The organism is Streptomyces pseudovenezuelae (genome assembly GCF_029892565.1).
GTDB lineage: Bacteria > Actinomycetota > Actinomycetes > Streptomycetales > Streptomycetaceae > Streptomyces > Streptomyces pseudovenezuelae_A.
Genome location: NZ_JARXVH010000005.1, coordinates 491,907 through 513,698, shown reverse-complemented (window position 1 = coordinate 513,698; position 21,792 = coordinate 491,907). Strand labels below are relative to the sequence as shown.

Sequence of the window (21,792 nt, the reverse complement as noted above, 5' to 3'; positions counted from 1 at the left end):
AACACGACGAAGGCGGCGGCCCCCTCCGACTGGGCCGCCGCCTTCGTGTTGTCCGCCGGACGTCTTTCGTGTCGTCCGCCGGACCCGGGGCGGCTACTGCGCCATCGACGCCTGCGGCAGCCGCGCGCCCGCCTTCTCCAACGGGATCCCCTTGCCGCCCGACCCCACGACCTTGCGGTCACCCAGCGGCTCGTCCAGCCGGACCGTCTTCTGGATCTCCTTGGCGATCATGATGCAGACCTTGTCCTTCCACGGCGTCTCGGTCACCGTGGCGGTCACCTCGTCCCCGCTCTCGCTCGCCGTCGCCTTGTAGTCGGCGCACACCCCGCCGGTGAAGGTCACGGTCAGCTCCCGCCCGTCGGCCGAGTAACCCTGCACCTCCACGTCCCGCGGCTCCGGAGCCGCGGTCGGCTCGTCGCCCGGCGTGGACGCCGTCGGGGAGGGCTCACCGGTCGGCGTGGTCGAGGGCGAGGCCAGATACTTCGGGTCCACCGCCGGATACGTCACCCGGAAGGCGTCCGCCGCCCCGGCCGACCGCACCTGGAACAGCCACGAAGGCACCAGCGCCTGCCGCCCGTCCACGGACCGCGCGGCCAGCCCGAACACCGCGTCCCCGACGGTCACCGTCTCCCGCGTCGGCTGACTCGTCGACGACCCGCACGGCGCTTCGAGACGGTCCTTCAGCGGTACGGAACTGGCGCAGCCGCCGATGCCCATGCGGTGGTCGGTCGTCGGCGCCGCGTTCATCAGGGCCAGCGTCTTCTTGGCGCTCAGCACGGGATACGTGTCGTCCTTCACCGGCGCCTTCAACTGGCCGGTGCCGCCGACCACTTCGCCCTGCGCGCTCACCGTGATGCCGGTCGTCCAGCCGTAGGTGGGCAGCCCGCCGACCGTCGGATCGGCGTTCACGACCCGCTGGGCGCCCATGACCTGGCTCGCGTCCACCTTCGCGTCGTCCTGCCCGATCGCCTTCAGGACCGGCGCGGCCGCCTTCTTCGCGGCCGCCTCGCTCACCGTGTCGCCGGCCGGGTTCGCGGGATCCTGCGGGCACACCGTCATGCTCTTGCAGGCGTCGGTGCCGGCCGCGAACCGGTGGAAGGTCCAGGTGCCCGGCGCCGCCTTGTCGACCACCAGGCTCGGCCCCGAACCGTCCTTGTCCGGCCCGACCTGCCAGGCCTGCCCCTTCACCACCGGCGACCCGTCCACCCCGAGCGCCTTCGCCAGCCGGGTCACCTCGTCCTTGGTGACCTCACCCGTCGCCCGGTACACGGGCGCCGAGTCCGGCCCGTCGGGCAGGCTGCCGTCGACCTTGTACGTCACGCCGTAGGGATTCGGCTCCCCGGGCGCGATCCCGTTCGAACCACTCTCGGCGTAGCCGTCGAGCACGAGCTGCGGGGGAGTACCACCGTCTCCTCCGGAGGCTGCGGCCCCTGGGTCGGAGCCTCCGTCTCCGCCGGAGGCCGTGGCCGCGAGATACGCTCCACCGCCACCGACGAGCAGCACCGCGGCGGCGACGGAGGCGACGAGAACGCGGGGACGCCGTCGGTTCGGCGGGGTGTCCTCGGACTCGTGTGGGCCGGGAACTTCGGCGGACCCGAGGTCGGCTTCACCGGCATCCGGCGCCTCTTCGGGGACGGGAGCGTGTGCGTCGGCCGATGCCCCGGCGGTCTCGGCGTCACCGGCTTCCGCGCCGGGAGCCTCGGACTCGGTGTCCGCGCCGTCACGGACACCTGCTTCCGCGCCGGGGGCCTGGGACTCGGCACCCTCGTCATCACGGGCGCGCGCTTCCCCGGCACCGGAGGCCTCGACGGGCGCTTCCTCAGCGCCGGAAGCCACGGCAGGCGTTTCCTCAGCACTGGAGGTCTGCGCAGCGTCTTCGGGGGCTCCGGTTTCCGCTCCCCTCACGGCCTCACTGCCGGAGGCTCCGGCTTCCGGCTCGCCCTTTGCCGCCTCACCGCCGGAGGCAGGGGTGTCGTCATCGGGTCGCTCGGTGTTCACCGCATCGCTCCTTCGGCCGCGCAACTGTCCCTTGACCCTGACCCGGCCCTGCCAGAACGGCCGGTGGGAGGGTCGTACCCCGCATCCCCCTTAAAGGGGACGGCGATGGGACGCGGCGGGGGAGCGCGCGGTTCCCTGGAACGCGCCGATACGTACGGTCGAGCTGGTTTCAGTCGCCGTAGTCCGACATCTCGTCCAGCAGTCGAGCCGACCTCGAGGGCACCGTCACACCATGGATCAGCGACGGGGAGACCGGCAGCGCGGCGATCCGGACGGGCGCCGTCCAGTGCGGTGCCATCCGTGCGCAGTCGCCGCGCAGCGACGCGAGGTCGCCTTCCAGATCGGCCGGAGCGGGCGTGTGGACCTTGAGGTTCGTCATACCGGAACCGTAGGCACGCTTCCGCCCGCGAAGAAAGATCTACTATCGGGTAGTTTTGGCGGCTTCAGAGCCCGGCTACGACCCGGTAGCGTGAACTGTCAATCCGTCTCCCCACAGGAGAGTCCCCGCCGTGCGCATCGCAGTCACCGGCTCCATCGCCACAGACCACCTCATGACCTTCCCCGGCCGCTTCGCCGACCAGCTCGTCGCGGACCAGTTGCACACGGTCTCGCTCTCCTTCCTGGTCGACAACCTCGACGTACGCCGGGGCGGCGTCGGCGCGAACATCGCGTTCGGCATGGGCCAGCTGGGCACCAAGCCGATCCTGGTCGGCGCGGCCGGCTTCGACTTCGACGAGTACCGCGGCTGGCTGGAGCGGCACGGCGTCGACACCGACTCGGTGCGGATCTCCGAGACCCTGCACACCGCCCGCTTCGTGTGCACCACCGACTCCGACCACAACCAGATCGGCTCCTTCTACACCGGAGCGATGAGCGAGGCCCGGCTGATCGAGCTGAAGGCCGTCTCGGATCGTGTCGGCGGTCTCGACCTCGTGCTGATCGGCGCGGACGACCCGGAGGGCATGCTCCGGCACACCGAGGAGTGCCGGTCCCGGGCGATTCCCTTCGCCGCGGACTTCTCCCAGCAGATCGCCCGCATGAACGGCGACGAGATCCGGATCCTGCTGGACGGGGCCACGTATCTCTTCTCCAACGAGTACGAGAAGGGGCTCATCGAGTCCAAGACGGGCTGGAGCGACGCGGAGATCCTGGCGAAGGTCGGGACCCGGGTGACGACCCTCGGTTCGCGTGGCGTTCGTATCGAGCGGGTGGGTGAGGACCCGATCGAGGTCGGCTGTGCGGAGGAGGAGCGCAAGGCGGACCCGACGGGTGTCGGCGACGCCTTCCGTGCCGGGTTCCTGTCCGGTCTTGCCTGGGGTGTTTCTCTGGAGCGTGCCGCGCAGGTCGGCTGCATGCTGGCGACTCTCGTCATTGAGACGGTGGGTACGCAGGAGTACCAGTTGCGGCGTGGGCACTTCATGGACCGCTTCACCAAGGCGTACGGGCATGATGCTGCGGCCGAGGTTCAGGGGCATCTGGGCTGAGTTGCCGGGTGCGGCGCGTGGGGGCCGGTCGCACAGCTCCCCGCGCCCCTGCCGGCGACTAGCTCAGCCGGCGTACCAAGTACGCCGTACCCTCCGTCGCCGGTTCCTCGCCTACGTACTCCTGGTTCCGCATCTCGCACCACGCCGGGATGTCCAGGCGAGCTGCCTCGTCGTCGGACAGAACGCGGATCGTGGCGCCCACGGGGACCTCGCCGATGACCTTGGCGAGTTCGATGACGGGGATCGGGCAGCGCTTGCCCAGGGCGTCCACGATGAGGGCGTCCTCAGTCGCGATGGTGATCGGCAGGGACGCGCCCAGTTTCTCCCGCACTGCCGCCACCGCCCCCGGCAGTACCTCCAGGAACCGTTCGACATCCGCCTCCGGAGTCCCCGGCGGCAGCGAAACCCTCACATTGCCCTCACTCAGGACTCCCATCGCCCTGAGCACGTGGCTCGGGGTCAGGGTGCTGCTCGTGCAGGAGGATCCGGACGAGACGGAGAAACCCGCTCGGTCCAGCTCGTGCAGGAGCGTCTCTCCGTCGACATAGAGACAGGAGAAGGTGACGATCCCGGGCAGTCGCCGCTCCGGATCCCCGACCACCTCGACGTCCGGCACCAGCTCCGGCACCCGGGCCCGGATCCGGTCCGTCAACTCCCGTAGCCGTACCGCCTCCTGGGCCGCCTCCGCGCGCACCGCCCGCAGCGAGGCCGCCGCCGCGACGATCGCCGGCAGGTTCTCGAACCCGGCCGCCCGCCCCGACTCCCGCTCGTCCAGGGGCCCTTGCGGCGCGAACCGCACCCCTTTCCGTACGACGAGCAGCCCGACCCCCGCCGGCCCGCCCCACTTGTGCGCACTCGCCGTGAGCACCGACCAGTCACCCTCGACCGGCCCCCACCCCAACGACTGCGCCGCGTCCACCAGCAACGGCACCCCGGCCGCCCGGCACACCTCGGCCACCGCCCCCACCGGCTGCTCGGTCCCCACCTCGTGATTGGCCGACTGGAGACAGGCAAGCGCGGTGTCCGGCCGGAGGGCATCCGCGTACGACCGCACGTCCACCGATCCCGTGCGGTCCACCGCGACTTGGGTGACCGTCGCCCCGTCGGCTTCGTGGACATCGGCCGAATGGAGCACGGAGGAGTGTTCGACAGCTGACACGATCAGGTGACCCCCGACGCGCCGCCGCCCCGCCAACACGCCCGCCATTCCGGTGTGCACGGCCCGTGTGCCGGAAGGTGTGAAGACCAGTTCGTCCGGCCGACAGCCGACCGCTTCCGCAGCCGCTTCCCGGGCGGCATCGAGCAACATCCGAGCCCGCCGCCCTTCCCGGTACAACCGCGAGGGGTCAGCCCACCCTTCGTCCAGAGACGCCAACAGCGCCTGACGCGCGACGGGATGGAGGGGTGCGGAGGAGGCAGCATCGAAGTAGGACACACGGCAACGTTAAGACGCCGGGTGCGTCAACGAAGGGGCGCGGGGAACTGCGCGACAAGCCACAACGCACCCGCAGCCGCCAATCAAGCGAACCCCCAACCGAGTAGGTACCCCTCCCCGCGAACCCTCGGAGAGCGTCGGCTAGGGTTTGGTCCGCATAAACATCCAAACCCCTGCCCGACGCAGGACGGCGACCGACCACCGAGAAGGCCAGGCCGCAGCCATACCGCGCGGGCGAGACTCTCGGGAAGGCGCTACGTGAGTCCCAACGGCTCCGACCGCTCGCCGCGGCGCCCGATGCGGCGGAAGCTGCTGCAGGCAATGACCGCGGGCCTGGTCCTGGCGACCGCCACCGGTTGCACATACAAGGACTTCCCCCGCCTTGGTATGCCCACCCCGACCACGGAAGAGGCTCCGCGGATCCTCTCCCTGTGGCAGGGGTCCTGGGCCGCCGCGCTGGCCACCGGCGTGTTGGTGTGGGGCCTGATCATCTGGAGCACGATCTTCCACCGGCGCAGCCGCACCAAGATCGAGGTTCCTCCCCAGACCCGGTACAACATGCCGATCGAGGCGCTGTACACGGTTGTTCCGCTCGTCATCGTCTCGGTGCTCTTCTACTTCACAGCACGCGACGAGACGAAGATCCTCAGCCTCGACAAGAAGCCCGACGTCACGGTGAACGTCGTCGGCTTCCAGTGGAGCTGGGGCTTCAACTACATCGAGCCCGTCGACGGTTCCACAGGTGACGCGAAGACAGACGCGAACCTGGCCGCCATCCCGGACCGCTTCAAGGACGACTTCCCGGCGAACGCCGGTGGTGTCTACGACGTCGGTACGCCTGGCACGCGGAACCCGCAGACGAACAACCCCGGCCCGACGCTGTGGCTCCCGAAGGGGGAGACGGTCCGCTTCGTCCTCACCTCGCGTGACGTCATCCACTCCTTCTGGGTGGTGCCGTTCCTGATGAAGATGGACGTCATCCCGGGCCACACCAACTCCTTCCAGGTGACCCCCAACAAGGAGGGCACCTTCCTGGGCAAGTGCGCCGAGCTCTGCGGCGTCGACCACTCGCGGATGCTGTTCAACGTGAAGGTCGTCTCCCCCGAGCGTTACGAGCAGCACCTCAAGGACCTCGCCAAGAAGGGGCAGACCGGTTACGTTCCCGCCGGCATCGCGCAGACGAGCCACGAGAAGAACCGGGAGACGAACAACCTGTGAGCATCCTCAATGAACCCCAGGGTGCCGCGGCGGCTGAAGGCGGTTACGCCGACGAGCTTCCGGTCCGGCGCAAGCAGCCCGGCAACGTGGTCATCAAGTGGCTGACCACCACGGACCACAAGACCATCGGAACGCTGTATCTCGTCACGTCGTTCGCGTTCTTCCTGATCGGCGGCGTGATGGCGCTGCTGATGCGCGCCGAGCTCGCCCGGCCCGGTCTGCAGATCATGTCGAACGAGCAGTTCAACCAGGCGTTCACGATGCACGGCACGATCATGCTGCTGATGTTCGCGACGCCGCTGTTCGCCGGCTTCACGAACTGGATCATGCCGCTCCAGATCGGCGCCCCCGACGTCGCCTTCCCGCGGCTGAACATGTTCGCCTACTGGCTCTACCTGTTCGGCTCCACCATCGCCGTGGGCGGCTTCCTCACCCCGCAGGGCGCCGCCGACTTCGGCTGGTTCGCCTACTCCCCGCTCTCGGACGCGGTGCGCTCGCCGGGCATCGGCGCCGACCTGTGGATCATGGGTCTGGCGTTCTCCGGCTTCGGCACCATCCTGGGCGCGGTCAACTTCATCACCACCATCATCTGCATGCGCGCGCCGGGCATGACCATGTTCCGCATGCCGATCTTCGTGTGGAACGTGCTGCTGACCGCCGTCCTGGTCCTGCTGGCCTTCCCGGTTCTCGCCGCCGCGCTGTTCGCGCTGGAGGCGGATCGGAAGTTCGGGGCACATGTCTTCGACGCGGCCAACGGCGGGGCGCTGTTGTGGCAACACCTCTTCTGGTTCTTCGGCCATCCAGAGGTGTACATCATCGCGCTGCCGTTCTTCGGCATCATCTCCGAGGTCATCCCGGTCTTCTCCCGCAAGCCGATGTTCGGCTACATGGGCCTGATCGGCGCCACCATCGCCATCGCCGGCCTGTCGGTGACGGTGTGGGCGCACCACATGTACGTCACCGGCGGCGTGCTGCTGCCGTTCTTCTCCTTCATGACGTTCCTCATCGCCGTGCCAACCGGCGTGAAGTTCTTCAACTGGATCGGCACCATGTGGAAGGGATCGTTGTCCTTCGAGACACCGATGCTCTGGGCGACCGGCTTCCTGATCACCTTCACCTTCGGTGGTCTGACCGGCGTCATCCTTGCCTCGCCGCCGATGGACTTCCACGTCTCGGACTCCTACTTCGTGGTGGCGCACTTCCACTACGTGGTGTTCGGCACGGTCGTCTTCGCGATGTTCGCCGGCTTCCACTTCTGGTGGCCGAAGATGACCGGCAAGATGCTCGACGAGCGCCTCGGCAAGATCACGTTCTGGACGCTGTTCATCGGCTTCCACGGCACCTTCCTCGTCCAGCACTGGCTGGGCGCCGAGGGCATGCCGCGTCGCTACGCCGACTACCTGGCGGCCGACGGCTTCACCGCCCTGAACACGATCTCGACGATCAGCTCGTTCCTGCTCGGCATGTCGATCCTGCCGTTCCTCTACAACGTGTGGAAGACGGCCAAGTACGGCAAGCCGGTCGGCGTCGACGACCCGTGGGGCTACGGCCGCTCGCTGGAGTGGGCGACCTCCTGCCCGCCCCCGCGGCACAACTTCCTCACCCTGCCGCGGATCCGCAGCGAATCCCCGGCGTTCGACCTGCACCACCCCGAGATCGCGGCCCTCGACCAGCTCGAGAACGCGCCTCACGGTGACAAGGCCCTCGCGGGTGGCAAGGAGACCGGCAAGTGAAGATCCAGGGCAAGATGTTCATGTGGCTGAGCGTCTTCGTCCTCGCCATGGCAGTCGTCTATGGCGTGTGGTCGAAGGAGCCGGCCGGTACCACGGCCCTCTTCCTGGCCTTCGGCCTGTGCATCATGATCGGCTTCTACCTGGGCTTCACCGCCCGGCGGGTCGACGCGGGCGCACAGGACAACAAGGAGGCGGACGTCGCGGACGACGCCGGCGAGGTCGGGTTCTTCAGCCCGCACAGCTGGCAGCCGCTCGCCCTCGGCATCGGCGGCGCGCTCGCCTTCCTGTCGATCGCGATCGGCTGGTGGCTGCTGTACTTCTCGGCGCCGATCCTCATGGTCGGCCTGTACGGCTGGGTCTTCGAGTACTACCGCGGTGAGAGCCGCACCCAGTAGCACGCCCGGCGAGCTCTGGAGCCCGGACACTCCGTCAGGAGAGTCCGGGCTCCTGCTTTTGCCGCACGGCCGGTCCCTCGTACGAGTTACTCACCGCGCCGTCGCCGGGGTACGTCCATACCGTGATCGTATGAACCACTCTCCGCGCACCCGCACCGTCGTCAGCTGCACGCTGCTGGTGATCGCCCTCGGCGCGGGCGGCACCGCTTGCGGCAGCGGCGGCAACCCGCTCTCCGCGAAGCCGTACGACGCGACGGACCAGATCTCCTTCAACGGCCCCGCCGGCGACGGAAAGAAGGTCGACCCGGACAAGCCCCTGGAAGTGACCGCGTCGGACGACGACGGCCGCATCACGGACGTCACCGCCGTGGACGCCCAGGGCCGCTATGTGACGGGCGAACTCAGCGCCGACGGCACTCGCTGGCACAGCACCTCCCCGCTGGCCGCCAGCGCCCACTACACGGTCCGGGTGAGCACGGAGGACGAGGACGGGGCGCCCGGCCGCAAGGTGCTCGCCTTCGACACCAGCAAGCCCACCGCCAAGAAACCCCTGACGGTGAAGTTCGGGCCGGAGGGCGGCAAGTACGGCGTCGGACAGCCCGTCACGGCCGAGCTGAACAAGCCGGTCAAGGACAAGGCGCAGCGGGCGATCGTGGAACGCGCCCTGAGAGTCGACTCCGTGCCCGCCGTGCAGGGCGCCTGGCACTGGGTGGACGACAAGGAACTCCACTACCGGCCCAAGGACTACTGGCCCACCCACGCCACCGTCCAGGCCCGCAGCGAGCTGGACGGCGTGAAGATCAGCGACCGTCTCTGGGGCGGCGGCTCCAAGCCCCTCAGGCTCAGCATCGGCGACCGCGTCATCGCCGTCACGGACGCCTCGTCACACTCCATGACCGTCTACCGGAACGGCAAGGAGATCAACGAGCTCCCGGTCACCACGGGCAAGCCCGGCTTCGAGACCCGCAACGGCGTCAAGGTCGTACTGGGCAAGGAGTACTTCGTACGTATGCGCGGTACCACCGTCGGCATCGCCGAGGGCTCCTCGGACTCGTACGACCTGCCCGTCTACTACGCCACCCGCGTCACCTGGAGCGGCGAGTACGTCCACGCCGCCCCCTGGTCGGTCGGCTCCCAGGGCTACGAGAACGTCAGCCACGGCTGCACCGGCATGAGCACCAGCAACGCCGAGTGGTTCTTCGACAACATCCACGAAGGCGACGTCGTCAAGGTCGTCAACTCCTACGGCGACGAAATGGAACCCTTCGGCAACGGCTTCGGAGACTGGAACCTCGACTGGAAGAAGTGGCGGGGCGGCAGCGCCCTCATCGCCAACACCCAGGACGCCCCCAGCCCGGAGGACACGGCCCGTCTCAGGCCGACGGCGGTGTGAGAAACGCAGGGGCGCGGGGCTGTGACATGTGCGGCTCCGCCGCGTGGGCGCGAGCAACCACAACGAGCCCGCAGCCGCCAGACAACCGCGCCCCAGAACTCCTAGGCGCTCAGAGCCTTCTTGTCCCGCAACAGAGCGGCCAACGCCGACGCGAACTCCACCGGATCCACCGGCAACGTCACAGCCGCCTCAGCCCGGCTCCAGGTGGCAAGCCAGGCATCCTGAGGCCGCCCGATCAGCAGAAGCACAGGCGGGCAGTCGAAGACCTCGTCCTTGATCTGCCGACACAACCCCATGCCGCCCATGGGCGCGGATTCCCCGTCGAAGACACAGACATCGATCCCACCCTTGTCCAGCTCCGAGAGGACCGCCGCAGGGGTCGCACACTCCAGGAACTCGACCAACGGAGCATCCGGGGCCGGCCGCCGGCCGGAGGCCAACCGCACCTGCTCGCGGGTGTTGGAGTCGTCGCTGTAGACCAGCACCGTGGCGGTCGGCTGCATTCTTCCTCCGGGACGTCAGCGTCGTACGGACAGGACCGATGCCGCGGATGCTACTCCCTTGAGCACCCCGTCAACACCTGTTGGAACACCGCTTCGATGGGCCATACGGGCAGTACACACGGTGCGAACACTCCGAACGGCACCCCCCGGAGTGAGGGCGGGATAAGCGACCGACATAATGTCGGTCGTGGCGACAGCAACGACAGTAGAAACCGGGCACGCGCACCCGTCGGTCAACCGGCCGAACCTCACCAGCGTCGGAACCATCATCTGGCTGAGTTCCGAGCTGATGTTCTTCGCGGCCCTCTTCGCGATGTACTTCACCCTGCGATCGGTGACCGGTCCGGATCACTGGAAGGAGATGGCGAGCCATCTCAATCTTCCGTTCTCCGCGACCAACACCACGATCCTGGTGCTCTCCTCCCTCACCTGCCAGCTCGGCGTCTTCGCCGCCGAGCGCGGGGATGTGAAGAAGCTCCGGGGCTGGTTCATCGTCACGTTCGTGATGGGTGCGATCTTCATCGGCGGTCAGATCTTCGAGTACACGGAGCTGGTGAAGGAGGACGGCCTCTCGCTCTCCTCGGACCCGTACGGCTCGGTGTTCTACCTGACCACCGGCTTCCACGGCATGCACGTGACGGGCGGTCTCATCGCCTTCCTGCTGGTCCTCGGCCGCACCTACGCGGCCAAGAGGTTCACGCACGAACAGGCGACCGCGGCCATTGTCGTGTCCTACTACTGGCACTTCGTCGATGTCGTCTGGATCGGCCTCTTCGCCACGATCTACCTGATCAAGTAGGCGGGCCCGCTCCCGCGTGCGTCCCGCAGACGCACTTTCCAGCATCGACGCAGAAGATCCTGACACCGGGGTAATCCGTGAAAAAGCTCTCCGCACGACGACGCCATCCGCTGGCGGCTGTCGTCGTCCTACTCCTCGCGCTGGCGGCCACCGGGGGGCTGTACGCCGCGTTCGCGCCCGCGAGCAAGGCACAGGCCGATGAGACCGCCCAGTCCCTTGCCATCGACGAGGGCAAGAAGCTCTACTCCGTGGGCTGCGCAAGCTGCCACGGCACCGGGGGTCAGGGCAGTTCCGACGGTCCGAGCCTGGTGGGCGTAGGCGCCGCGGCCGTCGACTTCCAGGTCGGCACCGGCCGTATGCCGGCCCAGCAGCCGGGCGCGCAGATCCCGAAGAAGAAGGTCATCTACACGCAGGCCGAGATCGACCAGCTCGCCGCGTACATCTCCTCCCTCGGCGCCGGCCCGTCCGTCCCCACGAAGGCCGAGTACGGCCCCGACGGCGCCGACATCGCCAAGGGTGGTGAGCTGTTCCGCACCAACTGCGCGCAGTGCCACAACTTCACCGGCAAGGGCGGTGCGCTGACGCACGGCAAGTTCGCGCCGGACCTCGAAGGTGTCGCCCCCAAGCACATCTACGAGGCCATGCAGACGGGCCCGCAGAACATGCCGTCCTTCCCCGACACCACGCTGTCGGAGAAGAACAAGAAGGACATCATCGCGTACCTGAACGCGGTCAACGGCGACGACACCGAGAGCCCTGGTGGCCTCGAACTGGGTGGCCTCGGGCCGGTCAGTGAGGGCCTCTTCGCCTGGGTCTTCGGACTCGGCGCGCTGATCGCGGTCGCCGTCTGGGTCGCCGCTCGGACCGCAAAGGCCAAGAAGTCATGAGTAGCCAAGACATTCCAGAAGAGAACCTGCCCGCTGAGCAGGACGCGCACGGCGCGGTAGGCGTCGCGAACGAGCAGGACCCGTTCGCCGACCCCGGACTGCCGCCCCACGAGCACCGGGTGCAGGACATCGACGAGCAGGCCGCCAGGCGGTCCGAGCGCGTCGTCGCCTTCCTGTTCACGGTGTCGATGCTGGCCACCGTCGGCTTCATCGCCTCCTACGTGGCGATCCCGCACGACAGGGCGATCTACGTCTTCCCGATCGGTCACATCAACGCGCTGAACTTCGCGCTCGGCCTGACCCTGGGCCTCGCGCTGTTCTCGATCGGCGCGGGCGCGGTCCACTGGGCCCGCACCCTGATGTCCGACGTGGAGATCGCCGACGAGCGGCACGCGATCGAGGCCACGCCCGAGGTCAAGGCCAAGGTGCTGGCCGACTTCAAGCAGGGCGCCAAGGAGTCCGCGCTCGGCCGGCGCAAGCTGATCCGCAACACGATGTTCGGCGCGCTGGCCCTGTTCCCGCTCTCCGGCGTCATGCTGCTGCGCGACCTCGGCCCGCTGCCCGGGACCAAGCTCCGCCACACCATCTGGTCCAAGGGCAAGCTGCTCGTCAACATGAACACGAACGAGCCGCTGCGTCCCTCCGACGTCGCGGTCGGCTCGCTCACCTTCGCCAAGCCCGAGGGCCTGGAGGAGCACGACGAGGAGTTCCAGACCGAGATCGCCAAGGCGGCCCTGATGATCGTCCGGCTCCAGCCGGACAACATCAAGGACAAGCGCGAGCTCGAGTGGTCGCACGAGGGCATCGTGGCGTACTCGAAGATCTGCACCCACGTCGGCTGCCCGATCTCCCTGTACGAGCAGCAGACGCACCACGTGCTGTGCCCTTGCCACCAGTCCACCTTCGACCTCTCCGACGGTGCCCGAGTGATCTTCGGCCCCGCCGGGCACGCCCTGCCGCAGCTGCGCATCGGCGTGAACGACGAGGGCTACCTCGAGGCGCTCGGCGACTTCGAAGAGCCCGTCGGTCCTGCATTCTGGGAGCGCGGATGAGCAACAACGAGAGCCCGTCAAGCAACGAGCCCCGGCGCGGCAAAGCACCGGCGGGCGAGCGCGTCGCCGACTGGGCGGACGGCCGGCTGGGGATCTACGGGTTGGCCAAGGCCAACATGCGCAAGATCTTCCCCGACCACTGGTCGTTCATGCTGGGCGAGATCTGCCTCTACAGCTTCATCATCATCATCCTCACGGGTGTGTATCTGACGCTGTTCTTCCACCCGTCGATGAACGAGGTGGAGTACCACGGCAGCTACATCCCGCTGCAGGGCCAGATGATGTCCGAGGCCTTCAACTCGACCATGCACATCTCCTTCGATGTGCGTGGTGGTCTGCTGATCCGGCAGATCCACCACTGGGCCGCGCTGATCTTCCTCGCCGCCATGTTCGTGCACATGATGCGGGTGTTCTTCACGGGCGCGTTCCGCAAGCCGCGTGAGGTCAACTGGCTGTTCGGCTTCCTGCTGTTCGTCCTGGGCATGTTCACCGGCTTCACCGGTTACTCGCTCCCGGACGACCTGCTCTCCGGCACCGGTGTGCGCTTCATGGAGGGCGCGGTCCTGTCCGTGCCGATCGTCGGCACGTACCTGTCGTTCTTCCTCTTCGGCGGCGAGTTCCCGGGCGGCGACTTCGTGTCCCGCTTCTACTCGATCCACATCCTGCTGCTGCCGGGCATCATGCTCGGCCTGGTGGTCGGCCACCTGATCCTGGTCTTCTACCACAAGCACACGCAGTTCGCGGGCCCCGGAAAGACGAACAACAACGTCGTCGGCATGCCGCTGCTGCCGGTCTACATGGCGAAGGCCGGAGGCTTCTTCTTCCTGGTCTTCGGTGTCATCGCGGCCGTCTCGGCGATCGCCTCGATCAACCCGATCTGGTCCATGGGTCCCTACCGTCCGGACATGGTGTCCACGGGCGCCCAGCCCGACTGGTACATGGGCTTCTCCGAAGGCCTGATCCGTGTCATGCCGGGCTGGGAGATCAACGCTTGGGGCCACACGCTCGTCCTGGGCGTGTTCATCCCGCTGGTGATCTTCCCGCTGGTCCTGGTCTCGATCGCGGTCTACCCGTTCATCGAGTCCTGGGTCACCGGCGACAAGCGCGAGCACCACATCCTGGACCGTCCGCGCAACGTCCCGACGCGTACCGCGTTCGGTGCCGCGTGGATCTCCTGGTACTTCGTCCTGCTCGTCGGTGGTGGCAACGACCTCTGGGCCACGCACTTCCACCTGTCGATCAACGCGATCACCTGGTTCGTACGCGTCGGCTTCTTCGTGGTGCCGGTCCTCGTGTTCGTCGCCACCAAGCGGATCTGCCTGGGCCTGCAGCGCCGGGACCGGGACAAGGTGCTGCACGGCCGCGAGTCGGGCATCATCAAGCGCCTGCCGCACGGTGAGTTCATCGAGGTGCACGAGCCGCTCAGCCAGGACGCGCTGCACACGCTCACCGCGCACGAGCAGTACGTGCCGGCCGCGATCGGCGCGACGGTCGACGAGAACGGTGTCGAGCGCAAGGTGAAGGGTGCCGAGAAGCTGCGCGCCAAGCTGAGCGAGGCGTACTACGGCGAGGAGTCCCAGATCCCCAAGCCCACCGTCGAGGAGTACAAGGAGATCACGAGCGGCCACGGCCACCACTGATCGCTGAGGCGTCGCCACGCCACAGTCGAAGGGCCCCGTCCGAACACCGGACGGGGCCCTTTGCCGTGTCCTGGGCTGGATAGGGTGGGGCAGGTCTTTTGAAGCTTGTTTCTACGACACCCAGGAGCGGCCGTATGAGCGCTGTGACCCCCGCTGGAGGCGACATCGCGGCGGGCCGTTCCTGGCCCGAGGTACTGAACGCCCTGCTGTACGGCCGTGACCAGGACGCCGACGCCACGTTCTGGGCGATGGACCAGATCATGCGCGGCGAGGCGACGGACGCGCAGATCGCCGGGTTCGTGGTGGCGTTGCGGGCCAAGGGGGAGACCGTCGAGGAGATCACCGGTCTCGTGCGCGCGATGTACGCGCACGCGAACGTGATCGAGGTGTCCGGCAAGACGGTGGACATCGTCGGCACCGGCGGCGACGGCGCGAAGACGGTGAACATCTCCACGATGTCCTCGATCGTGATCGCCGGCACGGGCGCGAAGGTCGTCAAGCACGGCAACCGGGCCGCGTCCTCCGCGTCCGGCGCCTCCGACGTCCTGGAGCGTCTTGGCGTCAACCTGGAGCTGACCCCGCGGCGGGTGGCCGAGGTCGCAGAGGAGGCCGGGATCACCTTCTGCTTCGCGATCAAGTTCCACCCGGCCCTGCGTCATGCGGGCGCCGCGCGCGGTCAGCTGGGCATCCGCACGGTGTTCAACGCGCTGGGCCCACTGACCAACCCGGCCAAGGTACGGGCCCAGGCGGTCGGGGTCGCGGACCCGCGTATGGCGCCCATCATCGCGGGAGTCTTCGCCGAGCGAGGCAACTCCTCCCTGGTGTTCCGCGGCGACGACGGTCTCGACGAGCTGACGACCACGGCCACCTCCCGGGTGTGGATCGTCCGCGACGGCAAGGTGACCGAGGAGTCCTTCGACCCGCGGCACGTCGGTCTCGAACTGGTGCCGGTTCAGGCCCTGCGCGGCGGTGACCCGTCGTTCAACGCGGAGGTCGCCCGCCGCCTGCTCGACGGCGAGCAGGGCCCCGTACGGGACGCCGTGCTGCTCAACTCGGCGGCGGCCCTGGTGGCCCTGGACCCGACGCAGGCACCGCTGGCCGAGCAGCTGAGCGCCGGTATGGCGAAGGCGGCCGAGTCGATCGACTCGGGGGCCGCCAAGCGGTCCCTGGAGCGCTGGGTCGCCGCCAGCAAGGCGTAGCGGCACCGGTCGTCGTCCCGCGATCCGGACACGGGTTGCGGGACGACGATCACCTCACGTAAGTTTTTGGACCAGGTCATGAGTGACAGTCATGAGGCCCCGGCCGACTGTCCGGCAACCCTCCGTCCGTGGCGGGGTGCCCCGGGTGAAGACCAGGCCGTAGGCAGCGAGGTCTGCGGCAAGCGCGGGCCCCTCGAAAGACACCAGGGGTCCTGGTCATCGAGGGAGCTCTCTGTGAGCAAGCGAATGCGATAGGGCGCGAAGCCCCCACCTCCGCACATCCCCTTTCACCCTTCCCTGCGCCGAAGCCCTGTCCGCTCGCGCAGTGAGTTCGCCTGCCTCTCACGGGAGTTCACCATGTCTGTCGCCACCGTTGCCGCCGCTCAGACCATTTGTGCCCCGCTGCCCGTTCTCGGCCGGGACGTCACCGTCCCGCTCGTGACGGGCGGCGAAGTCACCTACGCGGCGCTCGACTACGCGGCCAGCGCCCCGGCCCTGCAGCGCGTCTGGGACGACGTGGCGGCCTACGCCCCGTACTACGGCAGCGTCCACCGCGGCGCCGGCTACCTCTCGCAGCTCTCCACCGACCTGTTCGAGAACGCCCGCAGGACGGTCGAGGAGTTCCTGGACTGCCGCCCCGACGACCAGCTGATCTTCACCCGCTCGACCACGGACTCCCTCAACCTCCTCGCCGCGGCCCTGCCCGCCGACTGCCAGGTCTTCGTCTTCGAGACCGAGCACCATGCCTCGCTGCTGCCCTGGCAGGACGCCCGCGTCACCTACCTCAACGCCCCGCGCACCCCGGGCCAGGCGGTCGAGACGCTGGAGAAGGCCCTCGCCGACCGCGACCCCCACGGCCCGGCCCTGGTCTGTGTCACCGGAGCCTCGAACGTGACCGGCGAGCTGTGGCCGGTCCGCGAACTGGCCGCCGCCGCGCACGCGCACGGCGCCCGGATCGTCCTGGACGCCGCCCAACTCGCCCCGCACCACCCGGTCTCCGTCCAGGACCTCGACGTCGACTGGATCGCCTTCTCCGGCCACAAGCTGTACGCCCCCTTCGGCTCCGGCGTCCTGGCGGGCCGCGCCGACTGGCTCCAGGCGGCCGACCCCTACCTCGCGGGCGGCGGCGCCAGCCGCAAGGTCACCCGGCGCGAGGACGGGGGAGTGGACGTGGAGTGGCACGAGAGCGCCGCGCGGCATGAAGCGGGCTCGCCCAACGTCATCGGCGCCTACTCCATCGCGTCGGCCTGCAAGGCGCTGACCGAGGCCGGCTTCGACACGTTGGTCGCGCGCGAGCAGCACCTGATCGAGAAGGTGCGGGTCGGCCTGGCCGAGGTCCCGGAGGTTCGCGTCCTGTCCCTCTTCGGCGACGACGCCCCGCGCGTGGGCGTGATCTCCTTCGTCGTCGACGGCTGGAACAGCTCCCACTTCGCCGCCGCCCTCTCCGCCGAGTACGGCATCGGCGTCCGGGACGGCCTCTTCTGCGCCCACCCCCTGCTCCGCACCCTCCTGGGCACCGACCCCCAGACCCAGGGCGAATGCGGTGCCCCCGAAGCGGCCCCGGGCGAGAAGTCCCTCAACGCGATCCGAGTGAGCTTCGGCGCCGGCACCCCGGACGAGCACGTGGACCGCTTCGTCAGCGCCGTGAAGGAACTGGTGACGGCAGGCGCCAAGTGGACCTACCACACGGAGAACGGCCGCTGCGTACCCGCGGTGGGCTAGAGGCTCCCTAGGGGCGCGGGGCTGTATCAATGTGCGGCTCCGCCGCGTGGGCGCGACCAGCCACATCGGACGGTCAGCCGCAAACGATCCGCGCCCCCCGCCCCACTAGGCGCTCAGCTCAGGAGTCCAGCCCAATAGCGAACGCGGCCTCAAGGTCATGCTGCGAGTACGTCCGGAACGCCACGTGCGTGTCCGTCCCCTCCACCCCGGGGATCTTGCTGATCCGCCCGGGAATGACCTCGGCGAGATCCTCGTGCTCCCGCACCCGAACCATCGCGATCAAGTCATACGTACCCGTCACGGAGAACACCTCGCTCACAGATTCCAGCGAGGCAATCGACTCCGCGATCTCGGGGATCCGGTCCACGCTGGTCTTGATGAGGACGATCGCGGTGATCACGGCTGGTTCTCTCCCTCGGGGGCCGGAGCTGGGGCGGCCTTCACTCTAGTCGCCCGCCCGTCTGCCACCACCGCCCTTCCAAGGCCGCCCTTCGGGCCTTTCCTTTTACGGAAACGGACCCACGCGTAGCCGAAGCCCAGCGAGAAGCCCACCACGTGCGCCAGATACGCCACCCCGGGCCCCTGGTCCGCCCGCCCCGCCGCCACCCACTGCAGCGCCGCCCAGAACGGCAGCACCACCCAGGCCGGAAACCGCATCGGCAGAAAGAACAGGAACGGCAGCAGGCTCGTCACCCGCGCTCCGGGGAACAAGTAGAGGAACGCACCGAGGATCGCCGAGATCGCCCCCGACGCCCCCACCAGGGACTGATCGGAGGAGGAGTTGGCGGCCGCGTACCCCAGCAGGGCGAGATAGCCGCAGCCGAGGTAGAAGAGGGTGAACTGCACGCGGCCCATCCGCTCCTCGGTCATCACGCCGAAGACGTAGAGGAAGAGCATGTTGCCGAGCAGGTGGACCCAGCCGCCGTGGATGAAGAGGGCAGTGGCGGGGGTGAGGGCGGAGCCGGCGGCGTCCGCGAAGAGGTCCACCGGAACCACGCCCCAGCGGTGGAAATAGGCGCGCTGTGCGGCGAGCAGCGCGTCCCCGGAGCCGTAGGCCGGATTCAGACCCGCGGCCGGGCCGATGGCGAAGACCAGGCAACAGGCCGCGATCAGCCCGTACGTCACCGGTGCCGACGGCATCCGGACCGTTCTGAACGTCCTGCCGACCGCCGTGCTCCAGTTGCTGATCATGGACACAGAGCATGACGTAACGGGATGCACACGCACAGACCGCCTCGCCGCCGCGGACGGACGGGCGGCGAGTACGCGCCAGGCCTTAGGGTTACGAGCCACACGCACCGGGGAAGCCGGGCGTCACGGACACTAGAAGGAAAGCGGACAGTCACGATGACGGTTCCCCTGCCCACCGCGGCCACGCGGTGGCGCTGCACTCTGTGCGGCAACCTCACGCGTTTCGACGTGACGCGCTCGTCGAAGGTCGTCGAGTACGTCCATCTCGACCTCGCCGGCGAGCCGAAGGTCGAGGAGCGCGAGGTGGTCAGTGAGACCATCGAGTCGGTGCGCTGCCGCTGGTGCAACGCCGTGGATCAGGTGGAACTCGTGGACAGGCCCGGCGCCGGTTCCTGACAGGGCCGGCCCCGCACAGGTGATGGGGTGTGACGGATGGTGGAGAGCGCAGGCGGGGGGCCGGGCGACGGCACCGCTGAGGTGCTCGACCGTCCGCTGCCCGACGGTGTGCGCCGCCGGGTCGTACAGATCGTCTCGGACGGGTTCGGCGGCCTGACCGTCGCCGAACTGCCCGCGCAGCTGCGGCAGTACGCGCGGTTCGCCCCCAACCGGCGGGCCAAGTTCGCCGGGAACGCGATGGCGGCCGCGCTGGAGACCGATCCGCTGTTCCGGCAGCGGATCGGGGAGAAGCTGAGAGAGGCCCAGGCGGAGCTGGCGGGCGCCCTCGACTCCGGCTCGCCGCCCCCGGCCGCGGACCCGCTGGATGTGGCGGCCGCGGCCTATGTGCTGCGCCCCACGGGCTGGGTGAAGCTCGTGACGGCGGCCGGCGAGGAGGCCCAGCGGGCCGACGCCGAGCGGGCCGACGAGGAGAGCCGGGCCGAGCTGGAGCGGCTGCGCGAGGAGCTGACGGCCGCCCGGGACCTGACGCGCACCGGGACCGAGCGCCTGCGCGCCGATCTGGAGGCCGCCAAGAAAGAAGCGGAATCGCTTCATCGCAAGCTGCGCGCGGCCGTCAGTGACGTCCGGCGCGGCGAGGCGGCGCTGCGCAAGATGCACGCCGAGATGGAGATCCTGCGCGCCGAGGGACAGACACAGCTGTCCGCCGCCGAGAGCGAGGCGCGGCGCGTGAAGGCGCGGCTCACCGAGGCGGAGGCCTCCCTGGAGGCCACGCGCAAAGCGGCGCGCGAGGGGCGCAGTGTCGAGGACATGCGCGTGCGCCTGCTGTTGGACACCGTACTGGACGCGGCCCAAGGGCTGCGCAGGGAACTGGCGTTGCCACCGGTGTCCGTGCGGCCCGCGGAGACCGTGGACGCGGTCGAACCGGGACGAATGACCCCGAAAGACATCGCCGCGCGGGCGCTGTCCGAGCACGACCCGGCGATTCTCGACCAGCTACTCGCCCTGCCCCAGGCGCACTTGGTCGTCGACGGCTACAACGTCACCAAGACCGGCTATCCGCAGATGCCCCTGGAGAAGCAGCGTCTGCGGCTCCTGGGTCAGCTCTCGCAGCTCGCCGCCCAGACCGGCGCCGAGGTGACGTGTGTCTTCGACGGGGCCGAACTGGCCGCGCCGGTGCTGCTCGCGCCGCCGCGCGGGGTGCGGGTGCTGTTCTCCAAGCCGGGTGTCACGGCCGACGAGTTGATCCGCCAGCTGGTGCGCGCCGAGCCGCCGGGCCGGCCCGTCATCGTCGCCTCCACCGACCGCGAGGTGGCCGACGGGGTCGCCAAGGCGGGGGCCCGGCCGGTCGCTTCGGCGATGCTGCTGAAGCGGCTGTCCTGAGCGCCGTCCCGAGCGCCTGTCCTGAAGGTCAAGCTTGCAGGTTTAACGCCCGAATTGGCGTAATCGTCACGCAACGTAGCGTCAATCGACCATGACTGCATGTTAGTTGAGTGCAAAGAATGCACTCTGTGACAAACATTTTTCACGCGAGGATTTGAACTGATCACAAGAAGGTCACTAGGGTCTGGGCTCGAACCTCCGAACGGGTGATCACTCTGAAGAAGGAGCCCGCGTCCGTGGCGTCCCACCGTCGACCCAAGCAGCCGAGTCGGGCACGTGTGACCGTGCTCACCACCGCAGCTGCTGCCGCCGTTGCCATCAGCGCCCAGGCCGCGAACGCCGCGCCGAGTGAGAAGCCCTCGAAGAACGAGGTCAAGGAGAAGGTCGACAAGCTCTACGAGCAGGCCGAGCAGGCCACCGAGAAGCTCACCGGGGCCAAGGTCAAGGAGGAGAAGCTCCAGAAGGAGATCTCCACCATCCAGGACAACGTCGCCCGCGGCCAGGAGGAGCTCAACGAGCTCCGCTCGTCCATAGGTCTGGCGGCCGCCGCGCAGTACCGCACCGGCAGCATCGACTCCTCCCTGCAGCTCTTCCTGTCGTCGAACCCCGACGACTACCTGGACAAGGCGTCCACCGCCGACCAGTTGAGCGCCCAGCAGGTCGAGGCGCTGAAGAAGATCCAGGAGAAGCAGCGCGAACTCGCGCAGGAGCGTTCCGAGGCCTCCGACAAGCTCAAGGACCTCGCCTCCACCCGCACCGAGCTGGCCAAGAAGAAGCAGGAAGTCCAGACCAAGCTCGCCGCCGCGAACAAGCTGCTCAACACGCTGACGGCCGCGGAGCAGGCGGCGCTCGCCGACGCCGACGCCCGCGCCAGCCGCAGTGCCAGCGAGCGTGTGGACCTGGGCAACACCACCTCCGCCTCCGGCCGGGCCGCCGCGGCCTTCTCCGCCGCCCAGTCGAAGCTCGGCACCCCGTACGTCTACGGCGCCTCCGGCCCGTCCTCCTTCGACTGCTCGGGCCTGACCTCCTGGGCCTACGCCCAGGCCGGCGTCTCCATACCGCGCACCTCGCAGGCCCAGGCCAACGCCGGTACCCGCATCTACAACCAGAGCGACCTGCGGGTCGGCGACCTGGTCATCTTCTACGGCGACATGCACCACGTCGGCCTCTACGCCGGCAACGGCCAGGTGATCCACGCCCCGCGCACCGGCACCGTGGTCCGTTACGAGTCGATCGGCAACATGCCGTTTCAGTTCGGCGTTCGGATCTGATCCGGTTCGGCGTCCGCTTCCGACCGGAAGCGATCGACCGTAAGGCCGCGACGCCGCACCGCCCGAACGGGCGAATTACGACAACTCCCGCTGACC

At 68.6% G+C, this 21,792-nt stretch carries 20 protein-coding genes and 1 riboswitch; of the genes, 14 read left to right on the top strand and 6 right to left on the bottom strand.

Annotated features, from left to right (window positions below; genetic code table 11):
* Positions 1-93: 93 nt before the first annotated feature.
* Positions 94-1,998: a hypothetical protein gene (locus tag M2283_RS18790; protein WP_432423095.1), complete on the bottom strand. Its 1,905-nt coding sequence runs from the start codon at positions 1,996-1,998 to the stop codon at positions 94-96.
* 169 nt (positions 1,999-2,167) lie between these two features.
* Complete coding sequence (locus tag M2283_RS18785; RefSeq protein ID WP_280877417.1) at positions 2,168-2,377, bottom strand: hypothetical protein; 210 nt, start codon at positions 2,375-2,377, stop codon at positions 2,168-2,170.
* A 130-nt stretch (positions 2,378-2,507) separates the two neighbouring features.
* On the opposite strand from M2283_RS18785, the gene M2283_RS18780 reads away from it, so the two are divergent.
* A complete protein-coding gene (locus tag M2283_RS18780) occupies positions 2,508-3,482 on the top strand; it encodes a carbohydrate kinase family protein (protein WP_280877416.1) in 975 nt (324 codons plus the stop codon).
* 58 nt (positions 3,483-3,540) lie between these two features.
* Here M2283_RS18780 and M2283_RS18775 read toward each other — a convergent pair whose 3' ends face one another.
* Positions 3,541-4,917 (bottom strand): cysteine desulfurase/sulfurtransferase TusA family protein, encoded by a 1,377-nt coding sequence (locus M2283_RS18775; protein ID WP_280877415.1) that lies wholly within the window; start codon positions 4,915-4,917, stop codon positions 3,541-3,543.
* A 258-nt stretch (positions 4,918-5,175) separates the two neighbouring features.
* Here M2283_RS18775 and ctaC point away from each other — a divergent pair, with 258 nt between their 5' ends.
* From ctaC to M2283_RS18755, 4 genes are all read left to right on the top strand, one after another.
* Positions 5,176-6,135, top strand: a complete 960-nt coding sequence (gene ctaC / locus M2283_RS18770; protein WP_280877414.1) for an aa3-type cytochrome oxidase subunit II — start codon at positions 5,176-5,178, stop codon at positions 6,133-6,135.
* Complete coding sequence (gene ctaD / locus M2283_RS18765) at positions 6,132-7,868, top strand: aa3-type cytochrome oxidase subunit I (protein ID WP_280877413.1); 1,737 nt, start codon at positions 6,132-6,134, stop codon at positions 7,866-7,868. The genes ctaC and ctaD overlap by 4 nt, the downstream gene beginning before the upstream one ends.
* Entirely contained in the window at positions 7,865-8,263 is a 399-nt protein-coding gene (locus tag M2283_RS18760; protein ID WP_280877412.1) for a cytochrome c oxidase subunit 4, read from the top strand. The genes ctaD and M2283_RS18760 overlap by 4 nt, the downstream gene beginning before the upstream one ends.
* A 130-nt stretch (positions 8,264-8,393) precedes the next feature.
* Positions 8,394-9,656 (top strand): L,D-transpeptidase, encoded by a 1,263-nt coding sequence (locus tag M2283_RS18755; protein WP_280877411.1) that lies wholly within the window; start codon positions 8,394-8,396, stop codon positions 9,654-9,656.
* Positions 9,657-9,757: 101 nt separating this feature from the next.
* On the opposite strand, the gene M2283_RS18750 is transcribed toward M2283_RS18755, so the two are convergent.
* A complete protein-coding gene (locus M2283_RS18750; protein ID WP_280877410.1) occupies positions 9,758-10,159 on the bottom strand; it encodes a hypothetical protein in 402 nt (133 codons plus the stop codon).
* Between the two features lie 178 nt (positions 10,160-10,337).
* Between M2283_RS18750 and ctaE the strand changes: the two genes are divergently transcribed.
* The 6 genes from ctaE (at position 10,338) to M2283_RS18720 (ending at position 17,458) form a co-directional block, all read left to right on the top strand.
* Entirely contained in the window at positions 10,338-10,958 is a 621-nt protein-coding gene (gene ctaE / locus M2283_RS18745; RefSeq protein WP_280877409.1) for an aa3-type cytochrome oxidase subunit III, read from the top strand.
* Between the two features lie 77 nt (positions 10,959-11,035).
* Positions 11,036-11,845: a cytochrome bc1 complex diheme cytochrome c subunit gene (gene qcrC, locus M2283_RS18740; RefSeq protein ID WP_280877408.1), complete on the top strand. Its 810-nt coding sequence runs from the start codon at positions 11,036-11,038 to the stop codon at positions 11,843-11,845.
* Entirely contained in the window at positions 11,842-12,897 is a 1,056-nt protein-coding gene (gene qcrA, locus M2283_RS18735; protein WP_280877407.1) for a cytochrome bc1 complex Rieske iron-sulfur subunit, read from the top strand. The genes qcrC and qcrA overlap by 4 nt, the downstream gene beginning before the upstream one ends.
* On the top strand, positions 12,894-14,537 hold the full coding sequence (gene qcrB, locus M2283_RS18730) for a cytochrome bc1 complex cytochrome b subunit (RefSeq protein ID WP_280877406.1): 1,644 nt from the start codon (positions 12,894-12,896) through the stop codon (positions 14,535-14,537). Before qcrA ends, qcrB begins: the two co-directional genes overlap by 4 nt.
* Before the next feature lie 134 nt (positions 14,538-14,671).
* On the top strand, positions 14,672-15,736 hold the full coding sequence (gene trpD, locus M2283_RS18725; RefSeq protein WP_280877405.1) for an anthranilate phosphoribosyltransferase: 1,065 nt from the start codon (positions 14,672-14,674) through the stop codon (positions 15,734-15,736).
* Positions 15,737-15,810: 74 nt separating this feature from the next.
* Positions 15,811-15,927: riboswitch (SAM riboswitch) on the top strand.
* A 166-nt stretch (positions 15,928-16,093) separates the two neighbouring features.
* The gene (locus tag M2283_RS18720) at positions 16,094-17,458 is read left to right on the top strand and encodes an aminotransferase class V-fold PLP-dependent enzyme (protein ID WP_280877404.1); all 1,365 of its coding nucleotides are present in this window, start codon (positions 16,094-16,096) and stop codon (positions 17,456-17,458) included.
* 118 nt (positions 17,459-17,576) lie between these two features.
* On the opposite strand, the gene M2283_RS18715 is transcribed toward M2283_RS18720, so the two are convergent.
* Positions 17,577-17,858 carry an Lrp/AsnC family transcriptional regulator gene (locus M2283_RS18715; protein WP_280877403.1) on the bottom strand — a complete coding sequence of 94 codons (282 nt, stop codon included), beginning with the start codon at positions 17,856-17,858 and terminating at the stop codon, positions 17,577-17,579.
* The gene (locus M2283_RS18710) at positions 17,855-18,649 is read right to left on the bottom strand and encodes a rhomboid family intramembrane serine protease (RefSeq protein ID WP_280877402.1); all 795 of its coding nucleotides are present in this window, start codon (positions 18,647-18,649) and stop codon (positions 17,855-17,857) included. Before M2283_RS18710 ends, M2283_RS18715 begins: the two co-directional genes overlap by 4 nt.
* Before the next feature lie 156 nt (positions 18,650-18,805).
* Here M2283_RS18710 and M2283_RS18705 point away from each other — a divergent pair, with 156 nt between their 5' ends.
* The 3 genes from M2283_RS18705 (at position 18,806) to M2283_RS18695 (ending at position 21,696) form a co-directional block, all read left to right on the top strand.
* A complete protein-coding gene (locus M2283_RS18705) occupies positions 18,806-19,045 on the top strand; it encodes a hypothetical protein (RefSeq protein ID WP_020129990.1) in 240 nt (79 codons plus the stop codon).
* Between the two features lie 36 nt (positions 19,046-19,081).
* Positions 19,082-20,425 carry an NYN domain-containing protein gene (locus M2283_RS18700; RefSeq protein WP_280877401.1) on the top strand — a complete coding sequence of 448 codons (1,344 nt, stop codon included), beginning with the start codon at positions 19,082-19,084 and terminating at the stop codon, positions 20,423-20,425.
* A gap of 236 nt (positions 20,426-20,661) precedes the next feature.
* Positions 20,662-21,696: an NlpC/P60 family protein gene (locus M2283_RS18695; protein ID WP_280877400.1), complete on the top strand. Its 1,035-nt coding sequence runs from the start codon at positions 20,662-20,664 to the stop codon at positions 21,694-21,696.
* Positions 21,697-21,792 lie beyond the last annotated feature (96 nt).